Annotated in this window: 19 protein-coding genes, 1 tRNA gene and 1 pseudogene; 13 read left to right on the forward strand and 8 right to left on the reverse strand. The window is 72.1% G+C overall.

What is annotated here, in order from left to right:
• The first annotated feature begins 118 nt into the window (after positions 1 to 118).
• The gene (locus tag KME75_RS28645; RefSeq protein WP_246633036.1) at positions 119 to 1066 is read left to right on the forward strand and encodes a tyrosine-type recombinase/integrase; all 948 of its coding nucleotides are present in this window, start codon (positions 119 to 121) and stop codon (positions 1064 to 1066) included.
• A 56-nt stretch (positions 1067 to 1122) separates the two neighbouring features.
• Here the strand turns inward: KME75_RS28645 and KME75_RS28650 are convergent.
• Positions 1123 to 1195 (reverse strand) — tRNA-Asn (locus tag KME75_RS28650).
• Between the two features lie 96 nt (positions 1196 to 1291).
• Here KME75_RS28650 and KME75_RS28655 point away from each other — a divergent pair.
• The 8 genes from KME75_RS28655 (at position 1292) to galK (ending at position 10375) form a co-directional block, all read left to right on the forward strand.
• The gene (locus tag KME75_RS28655) at positions 1292 to 1708 is read left to right on the forward strand and encodes a hypothetical protein (RefSeq protein WP_219418002.1); all 417 of its coding nucleotides are present in this window, start codon (positions 1292 to 1294) and stop codon (positions 1706 to 1708) included.
• A gap of 498 nt (positions 1709 to 2206) precedes the next feature.
• Positions 2207 to 3544: an ABC transporter substrate-binding protein gene (locus KME75_RS28660; protein WP_219418003.1), complete on the forward strand. Its 1338-nt coding sequence runs from the start codon at positions 2207 to 2209 to the stop codon at positions 3542 to 3544.
• A gap of 9 nt (positions 3545 to 3553) precedes the next feature.
• Positions 3554 to 4456 (forward strand): carbohydrate ABC transporter permease, encoded by a 903-nt coding sequence (locus KME75_RS28665; RefSeq protein WP_219418004.1) that lies wholly within the window; start codon positions 3554 to 3556, stop codon positions 4454 to 4456.
• Complete coding sequence (locus tag KME75_RS28670) at positions 4453 to 5370, forward strand: carbohydrate ABC transporter permease (RefSeq protein WP_219418005.1); 918 nt, start codon at positions 4453 to 4455, stop codon at positions 5368 to 5370. Before KME75_RS28665 ends, KME75_RS28670 begins: the two co-directional genes overlap by 4 nt.
• A gap of 1 nt (position 5371) precedes the next feature.
• Positions 5372 to 7351, forward strand: a complete 1980-nt coding sequence (locus KME75_RS28675) for a beta-galactosidase (RefSeq protein ID WP_308283173.1) — start codon at positions 5372 to 5374, stop codon at positions 7349 to 7351.
• Entirely contained in the window at positions 7351 to 8112 is a 762-nt protein-coding gene (locus tag KME75_RS28680) for a DeoR/GlpR family DNA-binding transcription regulator (protein ID WP_219418006.1), read from the forward strand. The genes KME75_RS28675 and KME75_RS28680 overlap by 1 nt, the downstream gene beginning before the upstream one ends.
• A 44-nt stretch (positions 8113 to 8156) precedes the next feature.
• The gene (galT, locus tag KME75_RS28685) at positions 8157 to 9251 is read left to right on the forward strand and encodes a galactose-1-phosphate uridylyltransferase (protein ID WP_219418017.1); all 1095 of its coding nucleotides are present in this window, start codon (positions 8157 to 8159) and stop codon (positions 9249 to 9251) included.
• On the forward strand, positions 9248 to 10375 hold the full coding sequence (gene galK, locus KME75_RS28690) for a galactokinase (RefSeq protein WP_219418007.1): 1128 nt from the start codon (positions 9248 to 9250) through the stop codon (positions 10373 to 10375). Before galT ends, galK begins: the two co-directional genes overlap by 4 nt.
• A gap of 114 nt (positions 10376 to 10489) precedes the next feature.
• Here galK and KME75_RS28695 read toward each other — a convergent pair whose 3' ends face one another.
• Entirely contained in the window at positions 10490 to 10957 is a 468-nt protein-coding gene (locus KME75_RS28695; protein WP_308283174.1) for a GNAT family N-acetyltransferase, read from the reverse strand.
• 37 nt (positions 10958 to 10994) lie between these two features.
• Between KME75_RS28695 and KME75_RS47470 the strand changes: the two genes are divergently transcribed.
• Positions 10995 to 12032, forward strand: coding sequence for a VOC family protein (locus KME75_RS47470; RefSeq protein ID WP_308283175.1), 1038 nt, complete (start codon positions 10995 to 10997; stop codon positions 12030 to 12032).
• Between the two features lie 218 nt (positions 12033 to 12250).
• Here KME75_RS47470 and KME75_RS28705 read toward each other — a convergent pair whose 3' ends face one another.
• Together KME75_RS28705 and KME75_RS28710 are read right to left on the reverse strand one after the other, a co-directional pair.
• Positions 12251 to 12478: a FitA-like ribbon-helix-helix domain-containing protein gene (locus KME75_RS28705; protein ID WP_219418008.1), complete on the reverse strand. Its 228-nt coding sequence runs from the start codon at positions 12476 to 12478 to the stop codon at positions 12251 to 12253.
• 35 nt (positions 12479 to 12513) lie between these two features.
• Positions 12514 to 12873, reverse strand: a complete 360-nt coding sequence (locus KME75_RS28710; protein WP_219418009.1) for an SRPBCC family protein — start codon at positions 12871 to 12873, stop codon at positions 12514 to 12516.
• Positions 12874 to 12929: 56 nt separating this feature from the next.
• Between KME75_RS28710 and KME75_RS28715 the strand changes: the two genes are divergently transcribed.
• Positions 12930 to 13556, forward strand: a complete 627-nt coding sequence (locus KME75_RS28715; RefSeq protein WP_219418010.1) for an FMN-binding negative transcriptional regulator — start codon at positions 12930 to 12932, stop codon at positions 13554 to 13556.
• Positions 13557 to 13630: 74 nt separating this feature from the next.
• Here KME75_RS28715 and KME75_RS28720 read toward each other — a convergent pair whose 3' ends face one another.
• The gene (locus KME75_RS28720; RefSeq protein WP_219418011.1) at positions 13631 to 14800 is read right to left on the reverse strand and encodes an acyl-CoA dehydrogenase family protein; all 1170 of its coding nucleotides are present in this window, start codon (positions 14798 to 14800) and stop codon (positions 13631 to 13633) included.
• A gap of 93 nt (positions 14801 to 14893) precedes the next feature.
• On the opposite strand from KME75_RS28720, the gene KME75_RS28725 reads away from it, so the two are divergent.
• On the forward strand, positions 14894 to 15145 hold the full coding sequence (locus KME75_RS28725) for a type II toxin-antitoxin system VapB family antitoxin (RefSeq protein WP_219418012.1): 252 nt from the start codon (positions 14894 to 14896) through the stop codon (positions 15143 to 15145).
• Positions 15142 to 15543: a type II toxin-antitoxin system VapC family toxin gene (locus KME75_RS28730; protein ID WP_219418013.1), complete on the forward strand. Its 402-nt coding sequence runs from the start codon at positions 15142 to 15144 to the stop codon at positions 15541 to 15543. Before KME75_RS28725 ends, KME75_RS28730 begins: the two co-directional genes overlap by 4 nt.
• A gap of 3 nt (positions 15544 to 15546) precedes the next feature.
• Here KME75_RS28730 and KME75_RS28735 read toward each other — a convergent pair whose 3' ends face one another.
• The 3 genes and pseudogenes from KME75_RS28735 to KME75_RS28745 all read right to left on the reverse strand — a co-directional run.
• Positions 15547 to 15957: an OsmC family protein gene (locus tag KME75_RS28735; protein ID WP_246633040.1), complete on the reverse strand. Its 411-nt coding sequence runs from the start codon at positions 15955 to 15957 to the stop codon at positions 15547 to 15549.
• Between the two features lie 2 nt (positions 15958 to 15959).
• Positions 15960 to 17393: a sensor histidine kinase gene (locus tag KME75_RS28740; RefSeq protein ID WP_219418015.1), complete on the reverse strand. Its 1434-nt coding sequence runs from the start codon at positions 17391 to 17393 to the stop codon at positions 15960 to 15962.
• Positions 17390 to 19019: pseudogene (locus KME75_RS28745) on the reverse strand (FAD-dependent oxidoreductase); the annotation flags it as partial. The pseudogene KME75_RS28745 and the gene KME75_RS28740, both read right to left, overlap by 4 nt.
• Positions 19020 to 19264 lie beyond the last annotated feature (245 nt).

Genomic DNA, 19264 nt, shown 5'->3' on the forward strand with positions numbered 1-19264 from the left:
GCCAGCGCGGCGATCACCGCCCGAGCGTCCCTGATGGCCATGCCCGCAACCATACCGCCCCAAGATCAGCCGACCCGACGCTGCAGGAACCGCACATCCAACCTCGCGCAAGGGCTGAATGTTTACCTGGATAGCCTCGGTCGACCAGCTCGCAGCACAAGGCCTCCGTTCGCCGAACACCGCGCAGCTCTACCGGTTGAACCTCACTACGCATGTCCTGCCGGCGCTCGGCGAAGTGAGGCTTCGAGAGCTCAGCGTTCCGCGACTGGACCGCTTCGTGCAGACACTCCAGCTGAACTGCGGTGCGGCGACGGCCAAGATTGCCCGGACCGTCTTGTCGGGGGCGCTGGGGATGGCGGTCAGGCACGGCGCGATCTCGTCAAACCCGGTGCGAGACATCGGGCGGATCACCAATACGCCACTTCGACGACCACGCGCCCTGACCCCCGACGAGCGGCGCGAGTGGATCGCCCACCTGAAGGCCGATCCGGACGCCGTGCGGAAGGACCTGCCCGATCTGTGCGAGTGGATGCTCGGCACCGGTGTACGCGTCGGCGAGGCGCTGGCTGTGAGTTGGGACGACGTCGACCTCACCGCGGGCGTGGTCCACATCAACCACACGATCGTCCGGATCAAGGGTGTCGGACTCATCCGCAAAGGCACCAAGAGCAACGCCGGGGAGCGAACGCTCCGGCTGCCCGCGTTCGCCCTCGCAATGCTTCGACGACGCAAACTCGCCGCCGGCGGTCACGGTCCCGTCTTCCCGGACTCACGTGGCGGCTGGCGCGACCCGTCGAACACGAGCCGTGATCTACGCAACGCCCGGGGATCGGAGGAGTTCGCCTGGGTCACGAGCCACGTGTTCCGCAAGACCGCTGCGACGGAACTGGACAGGGCCGGCCTGTCCGCGCGGCAGATCGCCGACCAGCTCGGTCACGCGAAGGTGTCCATGACCCAGGATCGCTACCTGGGCCGCGGTGCCGTGGGAAAGGAGGCCGCGGATGCCTTGGACCGGGCTCATCGGGAAGCGAAGAAGGACCGCGCTCATAGGCTTTCCGGTCCTTAAGCGGTACCGTGATCATGAAACCGAGCTCACTGCAGGCCGCTCACCTGCGAGTTCTGCTCCTCCGACTGGACTCGAACCAGTAACCCTGCGATTAACAGTCGCATGCTCTGCCAATTGAGCTACGGAGGACCGCATTGCCGCGGGGCGGGCCCCGCTGACAGGAAGAACCTTAGCGCACGGCCACAGCCGGGAATCCGGGCCCCCCGGTCCCGGCCAGGACGCCCCATGTCGGCCCGGAAGGCCCAGCTCATCGGGGGGCGGGCGTGGCGGTGGAAGTCCGCCCCCGTCCCGCCGGGCCGCGCCGGCCGGCGAGCACCCACTCGCGGCCGCGTTCCGCGGAACGCACCGCGACGGGAGGCGGTCGCCGACCAGCTCCGGAGCCTCGGGCACTATGGCCGGGAACGCGACAACGGCGAGCCGGGAGGCGTCATGCTGAAGTTCCTGCTGGGGGCGGCAGTCGGCTACGTGCTGGGCGCCAAGGCCGGGCACGAGCGCTACGAGCAGCTGCGGCGCACCTATCAGCGGATCGCCGACCACCCCGCGGTGCAGGGCGCGGCGGGCGTCGTCCGGGCCCGGCTCGAGGAGGCCGTGAACGGCGGGCGGCACACCGCCGACGACGCCGGGCGCGCCCACCACCGCTGACGATCGTGGGCGGTGCCGCCGGGCACGCCGGGCCTGGTGATCGCCGCGAGCCGCACGGGAACGGTCCGGCGAGGACACTGGCGTGCGGCTCGGCGCGAGCACCGGCCGAGCGCGCGGCCGCGGGATCCGACCCCCGACGGCCAGGTCGCACCACATCCGGCCGTCGAGACGCCGGCCGCCCGCGCCACCAATCGCCGTCACCGGCAGACCCCCGCCCCGCCGCGATCAAGGCGGAGGCGTCGCGCGCGGAGATCAACTGACGACGTCTGCGCCTTGATCAGCCGGCTTCCGGCCGGCGGCGACTCCCGAGGCGCTCCGGAGATCGCGGCTGTTCGAAGTTGTTGATCGCGCCGCAGGGCCGTCCCGGGCGGGCCGTCGCTGTTTCGTGACCTCCTGGGGCTTGACCCGCGCGCCCCGCCCCTCCATCCTCCAACGCAGCTTTCTGTTCGATTGTGTTTTGTTCTGTTCGGCAGCCTGTCCTGCGTCAAAGGAGACGACATGTCACGACCCCGATCAGAGGCCGAGTACCTCGCGCGCCTCCTCCCCCCGTCCGTCGCCGCCCGCCCGTTCGGACGGCGCACGCTGCTGCGCGGCGCCCTCGGCGTCGGCGCGGGCGTCGGTCTCACGGGTCTGCTGGCCGCCTGCGGCGGCGGCGACGAGGGCAGTGGGGCCGCCGGCCCCGGCACGGTCACGCTCGGCTCGAACGAGAGCGGGAGCACCTTCGCCGAGCAGCGGCAGGCGATGGCCGACGACTTCCAGAAGCGCACCGGGACGACGATCGCGATCAACGCGGTCGACCACAACACGTTCCAGGAGAACATCAACACCTACCTGCAGGGCAACCCGGACGACGTCTTCTCCTGGTTCGCGGGCTACCGGATGCGGTTCTTCGCCGAGCAGGGCCTGATCGGCGACGTCACCGACGCGTGGCCGCTGCCGGGTATCCCGGAGTCGTTCAAGGAGGCGTCCACCGGCAACGACGGCAGGCAGTACTTCGTGCCGCAGTCGTACTACCCGTGGGCGGTGTTCTACCGGAAGTCGATGTTCGAGCAGGCCGGCTACCAGGAGCCGGCGACCCTCGACGAGTTCACCGCGCTCTGCCGGCGGATGCAGGCCGACGGGCTCGTCCCGCTCGCGTTCGGCGACAAGGACGGCTGGCCCGCGATGGGCACGTTCGACATGCTCAACATGCGGATCAACGGCTTCGACTTCCACATCAACCTGATGGCCGGCGAGGAGGCGTGGGACTCGCCTCAGGTGAAGTCGGTGTTCGACACCTGGCGCGGGCTGCTGCCCTACCACCAGCCGGACGCGCTCGGCCGCACGTGGCAGGAGGCGGCCCAGACGCTGCAGCAGCGTCAGGCCGGCATGTTCATCCTGGGGACGTTCCTCAACGAGCAGTTCCCCGAGGACGAGGACGACCTCGACTTCTTCACCTTCCCCGAGATCGACCCGGCGATCGGCACCGGTGCCATCGACGCCCCGATCGACGGGTTCTGCATGTCCGCCGACCCGGACAACATGGAGGGCTCGATCGCGTTCCTGCAGTACCTCGCGTCGCCGGAGGCCGCGGCCGCGGCGGCCACGACCGGGCTGCCGTTCATCTCCGCAAACACCGAGTCCGACACGAGCCAATACTCGCAGCTGCAGCTCAAGTCGGTGGAGCTGGTCGGCCAGGCCGAGAACATCGCCCAGTTCCTCGACCGCGACACCCGCCCCGACTTCGCGTCCACGGTGATCATCCCGGCGTTCCAGCAGTTCATCGGCAACCCGGACGACATCGACGGCCTCGCGAGCAGCATCGAGGCCCAGAAGAAGTCGATCTTCTCGAGCTGAGCGGACGAGATGACGACCACCACTCCCCGCACTCGCCGGCGACGCCGGCTCGCCCCGCGGGACCGGATCGTGGTCACCGCCATGGTGGTGATCCCGGCTGTGTTCGTGATCGGCCTGGTGTGGTTGCCCGCGCTCGGTTCGGTCCTGCTGTCGTTCACGTCCTGGAACGGCATCGGCGGGCTCGACGAGATCGAGATCGTCGGGACCGAGAACTACGTCGACGTCGCCACGATCTACCCGCCGTTCTGGCCTGCGCTGTGGCACAACGTGCTGTGGCTGGGGTTCCTCGCCGTCGGCCCGACGGTCCTCGGCATCTTCCTCGCGGTGCTGCTCGACAAGGAGCTGCGCGGCACCCGGATCTACCAGACCGCGCTCTACATGCCGGTGGTGCTGTCGCTGGCGCTGATCGGGTTCATCTGGCAGCTGATCTACTCGCGCGACCAGGGCCTGCTCAACGCGGTGCTCGGCACGCAGATCGACTGGTACGGCGACCCGGACGTCAACCTGTGGGCGGTGCTGGTGGCGACCGGCTGGCGGCACACCGGCTACATCATGCTGCTGTACCTCGCCGGGCTGAAGGGTGTGGACCACACGCTCCGCGAGGCGGCGGCGATCGACGGCTCCGGTGAGGTCTCCACCTTCTTCCGGATCATCCTGCCGGTGATGCGGCCGATCAACCTGATCGTCGTCGTCGTGGTGGTGATCGAGTCGCTGCGGGCGTTCGACCTGGTCTGGGTGGTGAACCAGGGCCGCAACGGGCTGGAGATCATCGCCGCGCTGGTCACGGCGAACGTCGTGGGCGAGGCCAGCCGCATCGGCTTCGGCTCGGCGATGGCGACGATCATGCTGCTGATCTCGTCGGTCTTCATCACGATCTACCTGCGTGTGGTCATGAAGGAGGACCGGTCATGACCGAGACGGTCGAGGCGGCGCGCATCGCGGCCGCCGCCTCCGCGCGCCGGCCCGGACCGCCGCGGCGCCGTGGCCCGCGGATCGTGCTGCACGTCTTCCTCACGGTCATCGCGCTGTCGTGGGTGTTCCCGCTCGCCTGGGCGGTGCTCAACTCCTTCCGCGACTACGCCTACACCGCCGAGCACGGCTACGTCTCGTTCGGCGGCTTCACCTTCGACAACTACGTGAACGCCTGGGAGCGCGGGAACTTCGGGCAGGGCTTCCTCAACTCGCTGATCATCACGGTGCCCGCCGTCGTCCTGGTGCTGTTCCTCGCCTCGTGCACGGCGTTCGTGCTCGCCCGCTTCAGCTACTGGTTCAACCTCACGCTGCTGGGCGTGTTCCTCGCCGCCAACCTGCTGCCGCCGCAGGCGCTGCTCATCCCGATCTTCCGGCTGTACCGGGAGATCCCACTGCCGGAGTGGATGAGCGACAGCGAGTCGCTCCTGGGCAGCTACTGGGGCCTGATCCTGATCAACGTCGCGTTCCAGATGGGCTTCTGCACGTTCGTGCTCAGCAACTACATGAAGACGCTTCCGAAGGAGCTCTACGAGTCGGCCGAGGTCGACGGCGCGAACGTGTGGCGCCAGTACTGGCAGATCACGATGCCGCTGTGCCGGCCCGCGCTCGCCGCGCTGGCCGTGCTGCAGACGACGTGGATCTACAACGAGTTCTTCTGGGCCACCGTGCTCATCCAGGACTTCGACAAGCTGCCGATCACCAGCTCGCTCAACAACCTCCGCGGCCAGTTCTTCGTCGACTACAACCTGCTCTCCGCCGGTTCGGTGCTCGTCGCCCTGCCGGTGCTCATCGTGTTCTTCGTCTTGCAGAAACAGTTCGTCTCCGGGCTCACGCTCGGCTCCACGAAGGGTTGACGTGACCGGAATCCCGTTCGACGGCATCGCGCTGGGCTGCGACTACAACCCGGAGCAGTGGCCCCGGTCCGTGTGGCGCGAGGACGTGGCGCTCATGCGCGAGGCGGGCGTCGGGTTCATGACGCTCGGGGTGTTCTCCTGGGCGCTGCTCGAACCCGAGCCCGGCCGGTACGACTTCGGCTGGTTCGACGAGGTGCTCGAGCTGCTGCACGAGGCCGGCGTCGCGGTGGATCTGGCGACGGCAACCGCGGCCCCGCCGCCGTGGCTCACCAGCGGCCACCCCGAGGTGCTGCCCGTCGACGCCGAGGGCCGCACGCTCTTCCAGGGCAGCAGGCAGTCGTGGTGCCCGAGCAGCCCGGTCTTCCGTGAGCACGCGCTGCGGCTGGTCGGCGAGATGGCGCGCCGCTACGGCAGCCACCCGGCAGTGCGGCTGTGGCACGTCAGCAACGAGCTCGGCTGCCACATCACGAAGTGCTGGTGCGACGTCAGCGCGGCGGCGTTCCGGCGTTGGCTCACCGACCGGTACGGCTCGATCGAGAAGCTCAACGACGCCTGGGGCACCGCCTTCTGGTCCCAGCACTACGCGAGCTTCGACGAGGTCCTTCCGCCGCGGATCACACCGACGGTGCCGAACCCCACCCACCAACTGGACTTCGCGCGGTTCTCCACCGACGAGCTGCTGGGCCACTACCGGGCCGAGCGCGATCTGCTGCGCGAGCTGTCGCCAGCGGTGCCGGTCACGACCAACCTCATGGTCAACGCCCGGCAGCCGGACGAGGACTACTTCCGGTGGGCGCCGGAGATGGACCTGATCGCCCAGGACCACTACCTCGACGGCAGACTGGCCGATCCGCGTGCCGAGCAGGCGCTCGCCAGTGACCTCACGCGGGGTGTGGCGGGCGGGGCGCCGTGGCTGCTGATGGAGTCGGCCACGTCGGCGGTGAACTGGCAGCCGGTCAACCACGCCAAGCGGCCCGGGGAGCTCCTGCTCGACTCGTTGCGCTACGTCGCCCGCGGCGCCGACGCGGTGGCGTTCTTCCAGTGGCGGGCCTCGAAGGCGGGCGCCGAGAAGTTCCACTCGGCGCTCGTGCCGCACGCGGGGGCCGACTCGGCGCTGTTCCGCGAGGTCGTCGGGCTCGGCGCCGCGCTCGGGAAGCTCGGCGAGGTGGCCGGGAGCCGGGTGCGGGCCGACGTGGCGGTGCTGTTCGACTACGAGGCCTGGTGGGCGTGCGACCTCGGCTCCCACCCGAGCGGGGAGCTGCACTACATCGACGCCGTGCAGCGCTGGCACCGCGCCGTGACGGAGCTCGGCGCCACCGTCGACGTCGTGCACCCCAGCGCCGACCTGTCCGGCTACCGGCTGGTGGTCGTCCCGACGTTGTACCTGTGCTCCGACCCGGCGGCGGCCGCGCTCGCGGAGTACGTGCGGGGCGGCGGGCACGTCCTCGTCACGTACTTCTCCGGGATCGTCGACGAGAACGACCACGTCCGGCTCGGCGGCTACCCGGGTGCGTTCCGGGAGCTCCTGGGCGTGCGGGCGGAGGAGTTCGCGCCACTGCGGCCCGGCGAGACCGTCACCCTCGACGACGGCAGCACCGCCGGCCTGTGGACGGAGGTGCTCACCGCGTCCGACGCCGAGGTGCTCGCCCGGTACGCCGACGGCCCGCTCGCCGGCACGCCCGCACTCACCCGGCGGACCGTCGGTGCCGGGGGCGCCTGGTACCTCGCCACGCGCCTCGACGAGAGCGCCACCGCGGCACTGGCCGACCGGCTCACCCGGGACGCCGGCGTGGCGCGGATGGACGCGCCACTGCCGGGCGTCGAGGTGGTGCGGCGTGGCCGGTACCTGTTCGTCCTCAACCGCGGCGACGCCACCGCGGTCGTGCCGGCGCGCGGCACCGATCTGCTCACCGGGGCGCGCGTCGACGCCTGCGTCACGGTCGCGCCGGGCGGCGCCGCCGTGGTCCGCAAGGAGGTCTGATGCTCGCCCGGCAACGCCAGGAGCTGATCCTGGACGCGGTCCGCACCACCGGCGGCGCCCGCGTCTCCGAGCTGGTGGACCGGCTCGGCGTCTCCGACATGACCGTGCGCCGCGACATCGAGGCGCTCGCCGGGCGCGGCCTCGTCACCCGGGTGCACGGCGGCGCGACGGCGGCGGGCAGCAGCGTGGACGAGCCCGGCTTCGCGGTGAAATCGGGCCTGCACACGGCGGCCAAGCAGGCGATCGCCGCGGCCGCCGCCGGCCTGATCGAGCCGGGGGCGTCGGTGGCGCTCTCGGCGGGTACCACCACCCACGCGGCGGCGTCGGCGCTGCTGCCGATCCCGCGGCTCACGGTCGTCACGAACTCGCTGCGGGTGGCGGAGGTGCTGCACGAGTCGCCCCGTGACGACCTCACCGTCGTGCTCACCGGCGGGGAACGCACCCCGTCGGACGCGCTGGTAGGGCCCGTCACGGTGGCGGCGCTGCGGCGCCTGCACGTGGACTGGCTGCTGATGGGGGTGCACGGGATGGACGCCGAGGCCGGCTTCACCACGCCGAACCTGGTGGAGGCCGAGACGAACCGGGCGCTGGTCGCGAGCGCGCGGCGGGTGGCCGTGGTGGCCGACAACTCGAAATGGGGAGTGGTGGGGTTGAGCACGATCGCGACCCTGGACGAGGTGGACGTGGTGGTGAGCGACGCCGAACTGGCGCCGGAGGCCCGCACGACGATCGAGAAGAACTGCAAGTTGGTGCTCGCGTGACGGACTCGTCGGCCCTGGACGGGGTCCGCCGCACGAGAACCCGGATGGCGGACGGCCGGGAGTTCTTCTACTTCGACGACACCGAGCCCTACCTGAGCGGGGCGGCGAGCCGGGCGGTGCCCGACACCCGTGACCTGCCGCCGGTGCAGCACGGTTCGACGATGCGGTTCGACGTGCTCACCGGCGAGTGGGTGGCGATCGCCGCGCACCGGATGACCCGCACCTTCCTGCCGCCTGCGAACGAGTGCCCGCTGTGCCCGACCGGGCGCGGCAGCGAACCGTCGGAGATCCCGGCGGCGGACTACGACGTCGTCGTGTTCGAGAACCGCTTCCCGTCGTTCGCGCAGGCGGTGCCGCCCGACGTGCCGGACGCGGTGGACGGCAACCCGCTCTGGCCCCAGCGGCCCGCGGTCGGGCGCTGCGAGGTGGTGTGCTTCACCAGCGACCATCACGCCTCCTTCGGCTCGCTGCCCGTGGAGCGCGTGCGCACCGTGATCGAGGCGTGGGCGAACCGCACGGCGGAGCTGTCGGCGCTGCCGGGCGTCGAGCAGGTGTTCCCCTTCGAGAACCGCGGCAAGGAGATCGGCGTCACCCTCGAGCACCCGCACGGGCAGATCTACGCCTACCCGTTCGTCACGCCGCGCACGGCGCAGCTGCTCACCCGGGCCGGCTCACACCGGCAACGCACCGGCCGTGACCTCATGGGCGACGTCCTCGACGCCGAGCGCAAGGCGGGCGAGCGGGTGGTGCTCGAGGGCGAGCACTGGACGGCGTTCGTGCCGGCCGCCGCGCGGTGGCCCGTGGAGGCCCACATCGTGCCGCACCGGGCGGTGCCGGACCTGGCCGCGCTCGACGACGCCGAGCGCGACGAGCTGGCGGTGCTCTACCGCAGCCTGCTGCAGCGGTTCGAGGGGTTCTTCGGGGAGCCCGAGGACCCGCCGCCCTACATCGCGGGATGGCACCAGGCTCCCGTCCACACCGGGCGCGACCTCACCCGTCTGCACCTGCAGCTGTTCTCGCTGCGCCGGGCCCCGGGGAAGCTCAAGTACCTGGCAGGCTCGGAGTCGGGCATGGGTGCGTGGGTCAACGACGCGGCCCCGGAGCGGATCGCCGAGCGCCTGCGGGAGGCGGGCGCATGAGGTTCGCTGAGCTCTTCGGCCGGGAGCCGGACGGCCGGTGGGCCGCTCCCGGGCGCGTCAACCTGATCGGCGAGCACGTCGACTACGCGCAGGGCCTGTGCCTCCCGTTCGCCCTCGCGCAGCGCACGGTCGTGGAGGTGGCCGCGCGGACGGACGGCCGGCTGCGGCTGCGCAGCCTGTCCGAAACCGACGGCTGGGAGGGCACCCTCGACGAGGTCGGCCCCGGCTCCCCCGCCGGCTGGGCCGGCTACGTGGCAGGCGTGCTGTGGGCGCTGCGCGAGGCCGGGCACGAGGTCGGCGGCATCGACCTGCTCGTCACCGACACCGTTCCGCTCGGGGCCGGGCTGTCGTCGTCGGCGGCGCTGGAGTCGGCGGCCGCGCTGGCCGTCGACGACCTGTTCGGGCTCGGCCTCGGCGGCTCCCCCACGGGCCGCGGCACGCTCGTCGCGGCCTCGCAGCGCGCGGAGAACGAGGTGGTCGGCGCCGCGACCGGCGGGATGGACCAGGCCGCGTCGATGCTGTCGACGGCGGGACACGCCCTGCTGCTCGACACCCGCGACAACAGCACCCGGCAGGTCCCGTTCGCCCCCCGGGACGTCGGGCTCGGGCTGCTCGTGATCGACACGAGGGTGCGGCACAGCCACGCCGACGGCCAGTACGGCGCGCGCCGCGCCTCGGTGGAGAAGGCCGCGGCGACGCTCGGGCTGCCCAGCCTGCGCGACGCCTCGCTCGCCGACGTCGAGTCGTTGGAGGGCGAGGCGCAGCGGCGGGCCCGGCACGTCGTCACGGAGATCGCCCGCGTCCGGGAGACGGTGGAGCTCCTCGACGCCGGGCGCCTGGCCGACATCGGACCGCTGCTCGACGCCTCGCACGCCTCCCTCGCCGGCGACTACGAGGTGTCGTGCGCCGAGCTCGACCTGGCGTGTGCGGCGGCCCGCGAGGCCGGCGCGGCCGGGGCGCGGATGACCGGGGGCGGGTTCGGCGGGTCGGCGATCGCGCTGGTGCCCCTGGACCGGGCCGACGCGGTGGCGGACGCGGTGCGGGCCGCGTTCGCGGACGCGGGCTACCGGGAGCCGGAGATCCGCCCGGCGGAGCCGTCGGAGGGCGCGACGCGGCTGTCGTGACCCGGAGTCGCACGGGCGACTCGCGGAGAAGTGCCGCGAGTCGCCCGGTTTCGACAAGCGAGTCGCCCGCCGACGCGGCGCCGCGGTGGGGACCCGCCGAGCGTCAGAAGGGGGTCAGCAGGCGGGCGCGCGCAGGTCGAGCCGGAAGGTGACGCGGTCCTGGCCGGGTCCGTCGTAGTCGGCGATCGGCTCGCTGACGGTGAACCCGATCCGCCGGTGGAACGCGATCGACCGCTCGTTGACCGGAGAGGTCACCGCGCGGATCACCGGACGTCCGTCCGCGAGCGCGGCGTCGAAGAACCGCTGGTAGAGCACCCGCGCCAGGCCCGCGACGCGCCGCCCCGGCGCGACGGCGATCGCGTGGACGTACGCCTCGTCCGGACGCGCGGGCGAGGGGAAGCCGACCAGGAACCCGACGACCTCGTCCCCGCTCGCGGCGACGAAGCTGGTGGTGCAGAAGTGGTCGAGGAACAGCCGCGGGAGGATTCCGCTGATCGGCCGGCCCCACCACTCGTCCATGACGGCGACGAGGATCGGGTGGTCGGTCGGCTGGGCGGGACGGATCTCCACGTCGGTGGCCACGCCCCATGATCACATGGTCCTTCGTTAGGGTCGGGCGATGGACGGGGGACGCGGGCGGGTGACGGCCGACGACGTGCTCGACGTCGTCGCGGCGGCGGTGCGGGCGATGAGCGCGGGGCGGGACCGGGACTGGTCGGTCCTGGCCGGCGACCTGGAGTGGGACTGCTGGGAGACCGTCGAGCACGCCGCCGACGACCTGTTCGCCTACGCCACGCAGCTCGCCGCGCCCGGCGAGCGCGACCTGCCCTTCGCACTCTCCGCGCGGCACCCGGGTGGGCCGGCCAACGCCTTCCGGGTCGATCGCGCCGCCGGGCCGGACGGGCTCCTGGAGGCGCTCACCGCCTGCGGGGGGCTGCTCGCGGCGGTCGTCCGCACCGCGCCGCCGGACGCGCGGGCGCACCACCCCTTCGGGCCGGCGGACCCGGAGGCCGCGGCGGCGATGGGCGTGCTGGAGGTCCTCGTGCACACCCACGATGTCGCGCGCGGCCTCGACGTCCCGTGGCAGCCACCGGAGGAGGTCTGTGCGCGGGTGCTGGCCCGGCTGATGCCCGAGGTCGAGGTGGACGGCGCCGCGTGGCCGACCCTCCTGTGGGCGACCGGCCGGGCTGAGCTGCCGGGGCGGCCCCGGCGGGAGCGGTGGCGCTGGCACAACGCCCCCGTCGCCGACCCGCCGCCGCGGTACCGGCCGCGGTCCGGGCTCGGGCTCGTCACGCTCGTCGTCCCCGACTACGACGAGGCGCTCGCGTTCTACGTCGGGGTGCTCGGCTTCGCGCTGAGAGAGGACACGGTCCTGAGCCCGGAGAAGCGCTGGGTGGTCGTGGCCCCGCCCGGCGACGGCGCGGCGCTGCTGCTCGCCCGCGCCGACGGCGAGCGGCAGAAGGAGCGGATCGGCGACCAGACCGGTGGCCGCGTCGCGCTCTTCTGGTCGGTCACCGACTTCGCCGCAGCGTACGAGCGGCTCCGCACCGCGGGCGTGGAGTTCGTCCGGGCGCCGCGCGACGAGCCCTACGGCACCGTCGCCGTCTTCACCGACCCGTACGGCAACCTGTGGGACCTGATCCAGCACCGCGGCTAGCGGCTCACCGGTCTTGCCGCCGCAAGCCGGGTGCTCATGCTTCCCCGCGCCGCGCAAGATGCCGGCGCGGTAGAGCCGAACCAGTGCCGAGAAAACCTCGGCATCGAGATGAGAGACCGTACGCAGCTCGGCGTCGGTCAGCTGTCGGCGTACCTCCACCCCGGCGGGGTTGCGGAGCAGTAGATCGACTACGGCGGACGCGTCCAGCACCAACACCGTCACGGAAGGTCGTCCCGAGCGGCGGTCACCGCATCGGCGCCCGTCGCACCGAGCACCGGCTCGACCTCGTCCAGCTGCGACAACCAGTCCAGCAACGGCGGCCGACTTGCGTGCGTCTGCAACACGTGGGCCACATAGCTCTGCAGGCTCTGACCCTCGCGCTCCGCCCGCCTCTTCAGCTCCCTGTGAGCCTCCGGATCGAGGTCCCGGATCAGCAGATCGGCCATGTCCACCTCCAGTGCTATCGCAATGATGGCCCCAGCTACTGGCCGTAGGAGTACCTCAGGTTTGCGTTGATCAACTGGTTGAGCCGCTTGCGCAGGTGCCCGAGCTTCGACGCGTCCGGCACCGGCTCGTCCACCAGCAGCGTCCAGCGCAGGGCGGTGCCACCGCACCCGTCGGGCTCGAGCTCGAAGCGCACCAGGGCATCGGGCCGCGACGGCCAGAGCGAGGACCAGACCACCAGCTCCGGTGGCCGGGCCTCCACGACGCGGGGTCGCTGCTCGTCGCGCAGGAGCACCAGCCACGGGCGGGCCGGGTCGCGATCGGGCTGCATCAGCGACTCGGCCACGACGTGCGGGGGCGGCGGCTGCGCTCGCTTGCGCGTTCCCGCCTCCAGCACCTCGCCACGGTAGAACGCCGTCGCCCGGGAATCCCCCGAGTTGCCAGACTGAGCGCATGTACGTCCCCACCCACTTCGCCGCGGACGACGTGCAGGAGCTGCTGTCGCGTCCGCAGGCCGCCGACCTGGTCACGATGACGCCCGACGGGCTCGTCGCCACCCTCCTGCCGTTCGTGTTCGACCCGGGCGCCGGGGAGCGCGGCGCGCTGCTCGGCCACCTCGCGCGCAACAACGACCAGTGGCAGCGGCCGGTGCAGGGTGAGGCGCTCGCGATCGTGCGCGGCCCGGACGCCTACATCTCACCGGGCTGGTACGCGTCGAAGGCCGAGCACGGGCGCGTGGTGCCGACGTGGAACTACCTCACCGCGCACGTCTACGGCGAGCTACGCGTCCACGACGACCCAGAGTGGCTCGACGGGCAGGTCCGCAGGCTCACCGACCTGCACGAGGCCGCCGAGGCCGCGCCGTGGTCGGTGGACGACGCGCCCGGGCGGTTCGTGGAGGGCATGCTGCGCGCCATCGTCGGCGTGGAGCTGGTGATCAGCCGGGTCGAGGCGAAGGTGAAGATGAGCCAGAACCGCCCGGCCGCCGACGTCGACGGGGTGATCGCCGGGCTGGAGGCGCGCGGGGATGCGGCGGCCGCCGAGGCGGTGCGGGTGGCACGGCCCGCGGTCACGGGGTGAGGGCCCGCGCCGGCCGGGAGCAGGTCGCCGCGAGCCCCACCCGCACCGCGAAGTGCAGATGATCATCCAGGCTGTCAGAACGAGAAGGACGGCTGCGCAATTCCGAGGCGGTGTTTCGCGTACCGGGTGACGACGTCGGCACTCACGAACGTGTGCCCGTCGGCGGTGTGCAGGTCCCGGAAGCAGCGCTGCAGCGCCTGGTCGGCGTACACCGCACCCGCACCCGCGAGCCGGAACACCGCGTCCACGGCTGCCACGGAGGCGCGCATCGCCTGCTGCGCGGCCAGCGACAGGCGGGCGCGCTGGTCGTCGCTCAGCGGGTCGCCCGCGCAGGCGGTGTCCCACAGCTCGCCGAGCACGTCGAACGCGAAAGCCCGCGCCGACTGCACGCCGCCCTCGGCGACCGCGAGCTGCATCTGCACGTGCCGGTCGTCGGCCACGCGCAGCCGCTCCGGGCCACGGGTCTTCGTGCGCGCCAGCTCGACGAACTCGTCCAGCGCCCGGCGGGCGACGCCGAGCGGGAAGCCCATCATCGTGACGTTGAGGTTGGCGAAGAACGGGAAGCGCCACAGCGGCCCGTCGTGCCGGGGCGCCGCGAACAGCGGGTTGACGAACTGCTCGGCGGGCACCCGCAGGCCCTCGACGACCAGGTCGTGACTGCCCGTGCCACGCAAACCCGCGCTGTCCCAGGTGTCGACGATCCGGGCCTGCTCGGTGCCGAAGTACGCCAGCCGCCAGTCCGGCCCGTGGCCGTCGAGCATCCGCGGTCGGTCCCCGTCCATCACCACCGCCCCGACCTGCGAGACGCGTGCGTGCGACACCCCCGAGTTGAACGCCCAGCGCCCGTCGACCGTGACGCCGGCCGGGTCGACGACCGCCCGCCCCGAGGGGGCGATCATGCACGTGGATGCGGCGTACGGCCGGTCCCCGAGCAGCTCGCCGGCGACGCCGGGCTCCAACCAGGCGAGGAACGCGCTGCTCCCGCCGATCAGCACCGTCCACCCCGCGGACCCGTCGGCGTAGCTGAGCTCCTCGGTGACCCGCACGATCGTGACGGGGTCGAGCTCGAGGCCTCCGAGTGCGCGCGGCAGACACATCGCGAACAGCCCGGCCGCCTCGACGCGCTCGGCGAGGTCCGGCGGCATGGTTCGCAGCCGCTCCCCCTCCAGCGCCCGGTCCCGGATCTCGGGCGCGAGCTCCCGCGCGGCCTGCAGCGTGCTCGCGGCATGGTCGGTGGTGGTCATGGTGTCCCCCCGGACGGTCGGCGCCGCTCATACTGCCGGAAACCACTACCTCGACGGGTGGCAGAACAGCAGATGCTTTTATATACTTCCTCCATGGCTCTGAGCATCAAGAGCGATGAAGCCGACCGGCTCGCCCGTGAACTTGCCGCCGAGACCGGTGAGTCCCTGACCGAAGCCGTCGTCACGTCCCTGCGCGAGCGGCTGGACCGGCAGCGGGTTCTGCGCGGTCCCCGAGTCGGTGCGCGGCTGCGCCGCCTCCAGGAGGCAGTTGCCCGAATGCCCGTTCAGGACGCGCGCACACCCGAGGAGATCCTGGGCTACGACGACGACGGCCTGCCCGGGTGACAGGCCTTGTCGTCGACACCTCCGCGGTCCTCGCCATCCTCCAGCGCGAGCCGGGTGACGAGTACCTGATCAGCGCCCTCGACGCGGCCACCACGCGGCTCATTTCCGCGGCCACCTCCGTGGAGCTGGGCATTGTCGTAGAGGCCCGGCTCGGCGCTGCCGGAACCGAGGTCGTCACCTCATTCCTCCGGGACGCCTCGGTGGAGATCGTTCCGGTTGACGGCGACGCCGCCGACCGCGCGTTGACGGCATGGCGCCGGTTCGGCAAGGGACGCCACCCCGCCGCGCTCAACTTCGGTGACTGCTTCAGCTATGCGCTGGCCGACCGCACAGGTCTTCCCCTGCTGTGCACAGGGAACGACTTCGCGGCCACCGACCTCGACGTCGTCCGGCCGTGAACCTCACACCAGCGGTTCGCCGGCGTGTTCGATCACGGTGCGGATCGTGAACGCCGGGCGCAGCATCATCGTCACCTCGGTGCGCTCCAGCGCGTCCGCCAGCCGGTGCGCCTCATCGGCGTCGAGCCGGAACGCGAGCAGCACGCGCCGGTAGAGCAGCGTGGGCGGCCCCGCGTCGAGCGTGGCGACCACCTCGATGTCGCCCGGGTCGCCGTCGCGCTCCAGATGGCTGCGGGCCGACATCGCGCTGCACGCCGCCAGCGAGGCCGTCATCAACTCCAGCGGGGTGGGACCGCGCCCGTCGCCGGCCTCGGTGTGGTCGGCCGTGAGCTCGTGCGGTCCCATCCGCAGGTCGACGGCCCGGCTCGCGCCCGATGCCAGCCGCGCGTCGGCCGCCGCGAGCGGCGCCTGCATGGTCACGACGTCTCCTCGGTGATCGGCAGCTGCACCAGGAACCGGGTGTTGCCCGGCTCGGACTCCACCTGCACGTCCCCGTGGTGCCGGGTGACGACCACCCGGTAGGTGACGTCGAGGCCCAGCCCGGTGCCCTGGCCCACCGGCTTCGTGGTGAAGAACGGCTCGAAGATGCGCTGCCGGACCTCGGGCGGGATGCCCGGACCGGTGTCGCCGATCTCGACGACCACGCACTCGCCCGTGCGGGAGGTGCGGACCGTGAGCGTGCCCGAGCCGTCCATCGCGTCGAGGGCGTTGTCGATCAGGTTGGTCCACACCTGGTTGAGCTCAGCGGGGTAGGCGGGAATCTGCGGGATGCCCCGGTCGTAGTCCTTGACGATCCAGACGCCGCTGCCGTCGCCCAGCTTGCGCCCGAACATCACCAGCGTGGCGTCGAGGCCCTCGTGGACGTCGATCCAGCGGTGCGGCGCGCGGTCCATCTGCGAGTACTGCTTGGCCGCACCCACGAGCGTGGAGATGCGGGTGGTGGCGTCGAGGATCTCGCGCAGCAGGCTCTCGGTCTCGACGGTGTAGGCGAGCCATCGGACCGCGCCCTCGAGGGTGGTCTCGTGCGCGGCGGCGTGCACGGCCTCCAGGTCCTCGACCCCGAGGCCGCCCGCGACGAACACCGGCGCAAGCTCCCAGCTGCCGTCGATGGCGTGGTCGTCGAGCCAGTCGCCCAGCTCGTCCTCGCGGTCGGCGGCCTCCAGCGCCGAGAGCGCGGGCGCGTGCCGGACCTTCTTGACGAACTCGTCCTGGGCCATCACCAGCTTCTTCAGCTGCGCGCCGGCGATCTTCCCGTCGGCGATCATGGCGAGCTTGGCCCGCATCCCCGCCACCTTGTCGCGCAGGGTGTCCGCCGCCCGGCTCGCCGCGGCGGCCGGGTTGTTGAGCTCGTGGGTCAGCCCCGCCGACAGCTTCCCCAGCGCGAGCAGCCGCTCCCGCTCCGCCACCTGCGAGTTGCCGCGCCGCAGACCGAGCAGCATGCCCTCCAGGAGGTGCACCGCCATCGGGTACCAGCGGGCGAACTCGACCGCGAACTCCTTCGCCGGGATGGCGAGCACGACGCAGTCCGTGACCGCTCGCACCGACGCCGGGTAGTCCGACGCCGACTCGTCGTCGACGTAGAACTGGACGGCCCCGAAGTACACCCCGCGCTGGTCGGTGCGCGTGGTCTCGACCGGGTCGCCGCCGATGAGTCTGCTCATCGCGATCGCGCCGGACAGCAGCACGTGGAAGCACCGCGCAGGCTCGCCCTCGATGACGATGTCCTCGCCCGCCGCCACCTCGAGGACGTCGCCGTGCTCGGCGAGCCAGCCGATCTGATCGTCGGTGAGGTCGGTGAACAGGAAGAGCGTGCGCAGCTCCTCCGGCGACAGCCGGACCGGGGCGCTCACTGGTCCGCCAGGTAGCGGTGCACGAGCGTCACGGCCATCGCGCCCTCGCCCACCGCCGACGCGACCCGCTTGACCGAGTCGGCCCGCACGTCCCCGGCGACGAACACGCCGGGCACGCTCGACTCCAGGTGGTAGGGGTCGCGGTCGAGCGGCCAGCCCGGTGGTCGCTGCCCGTCGACCACGAGGTCCGGGCCGGTGCGCACGAACCCCCGCTCGTCGCGGACCACGACGCCGTCGAGCCACTCGGTGCGCGGCGCCGCCCCGATGAAGACGAACACCGACCCCGCCTTCACGCTCTCGACGTTCCCGCTCTCCCGGTCGCAGAGGCTGAGCGACTGCAGGTGGCCGTCGCCGTGCGCCTCCACGACCTCGCAGCGGGTGCGCACGCTGATGTTGTCGATCGCGTCGATCTGCTTGATCAGGTACGACGACATGGAGGCCTCGAGGTCCGGCCCGCGCACGAGCAGCGTGACGGTGGCGGCGTGCTTGGCGAAGAACACCGCCGCCTGCCCCGCCGAGTTGGCGCCGCCAACGATGTAGACGTCCTCGCCGCGACAGGCGGGCGCCTCCGTGGCGGCGGAGCCGTAGAAGACGCCGCGGCCGGTGAGGTCGGCGATGCCCGGCGCGTCGAGGCTGCGGTAGGAGACGCCGGTGGCCAGCACCACGGAGTGGGCGGCGATCTCGGTGCCGTCCCCGAACTTCACCACGCGCGCGGAGCCGCGGGCCTCGAGGGCGACGACGTCGCGCGCGGTGAGCACCTCGGCCCCGAACTTGGCCGCCTGCCGGCGCGCCCGGTCGGTGAGCTGCGCGCCGGACACGCCGTCGGGGAAGCCGAGGTAGTTCTCGATGCGCGAGCTCTGCCCGGCCTGCCCGCCGGTGGCCTGCCGCTCCACGAGCACCGTGCGCAGGCCCTCGGACGCGCCGTAGACGGCCGAGCCGAGCCCGGCGGGGCCACCGCCGATCACGATGAGGTCGTAGAAGTCCGTCGCCGGGTCGGTGGTGAGCCCGCAGGCGGCGGCGATCTCGGCGTCGGGTGGGCGCGCGCAGCGCCGTGCCGTCGGTGGTGACGAGCAGCGGCACGTCCGCCTCGGTGGCGCCCGCCGCCTCCAGCAACCGCGCGCCCTCCGGTTCGTCGATCGAGTAGTAGCGGTAGGGCACCGAGTTGCGGGCCAGGAAGTCGCGCGCCGCGAAGCACTCGGCCGACCAGCGGTGCCCGACGATCCGGATCTGGTCGACGGGCCGCACACCGACCGTGCGCCAGGTCTCCACCAGCGCGTCGATCACCGGGTAGAGCTTCTCCTCCGGCGGGTCCCACGGCTTGAGCAGGTAGTGGTCAACGTCCACGAGGTTGATCGCCTGAATCGCCGCATCGGTGTCGGCGTAGGCGGTGAGCAGGGCCCGGCGCGCGTGCGGGGCGATGTCCATGGCCTGCTCGAGGAACTCGATGCCGTTCATCTCCGGCATCCGGTAGTCGGCCAGGATCGCGGCCACCGGCTCCCCGCGCAGGGTGAGCTCGCGCAGCGCGTCGAGCGCCTCCCGGCCGGACTCGGCGCGCACGATCCGGTAGTCCTGGCCGTAGCGGCGGCGCAGGTCCCGCGCGACGGACCGGCTGACTCCCGGGTCGTCGCCCGTCCGCGGTTGGCGAACGGGCGAGGGAAACCTAACGCCGCAGCCGCCGCGGAGCGACCCCCTTACCCCGCCGCTCACCCGCCCCGGGATGCAGCAAAGCCACTTTCCTGCAACGTGGTTGCGTGAAAGTGGCTGTCAGGAGAATCGACCGCAGCCTATGAGGCCTTGGCGAGTGTGACCTCGTATCCGAGGTCTTGGAGTGCCTTGAGGTGGCGGTCGCGGCGACGGTCGGGGCTGTCGTG

Source organism: Pseudonocardia nigra (assembly GCF_019396355.1).
Taxonomy (GTDB): domain Bacteria; phylum Actinomycetota; class Actinomycetes; order Mycobacteriales; family Pseudonocardiaceae; genus Pseudonocardia; species Pseudonocardia nigra.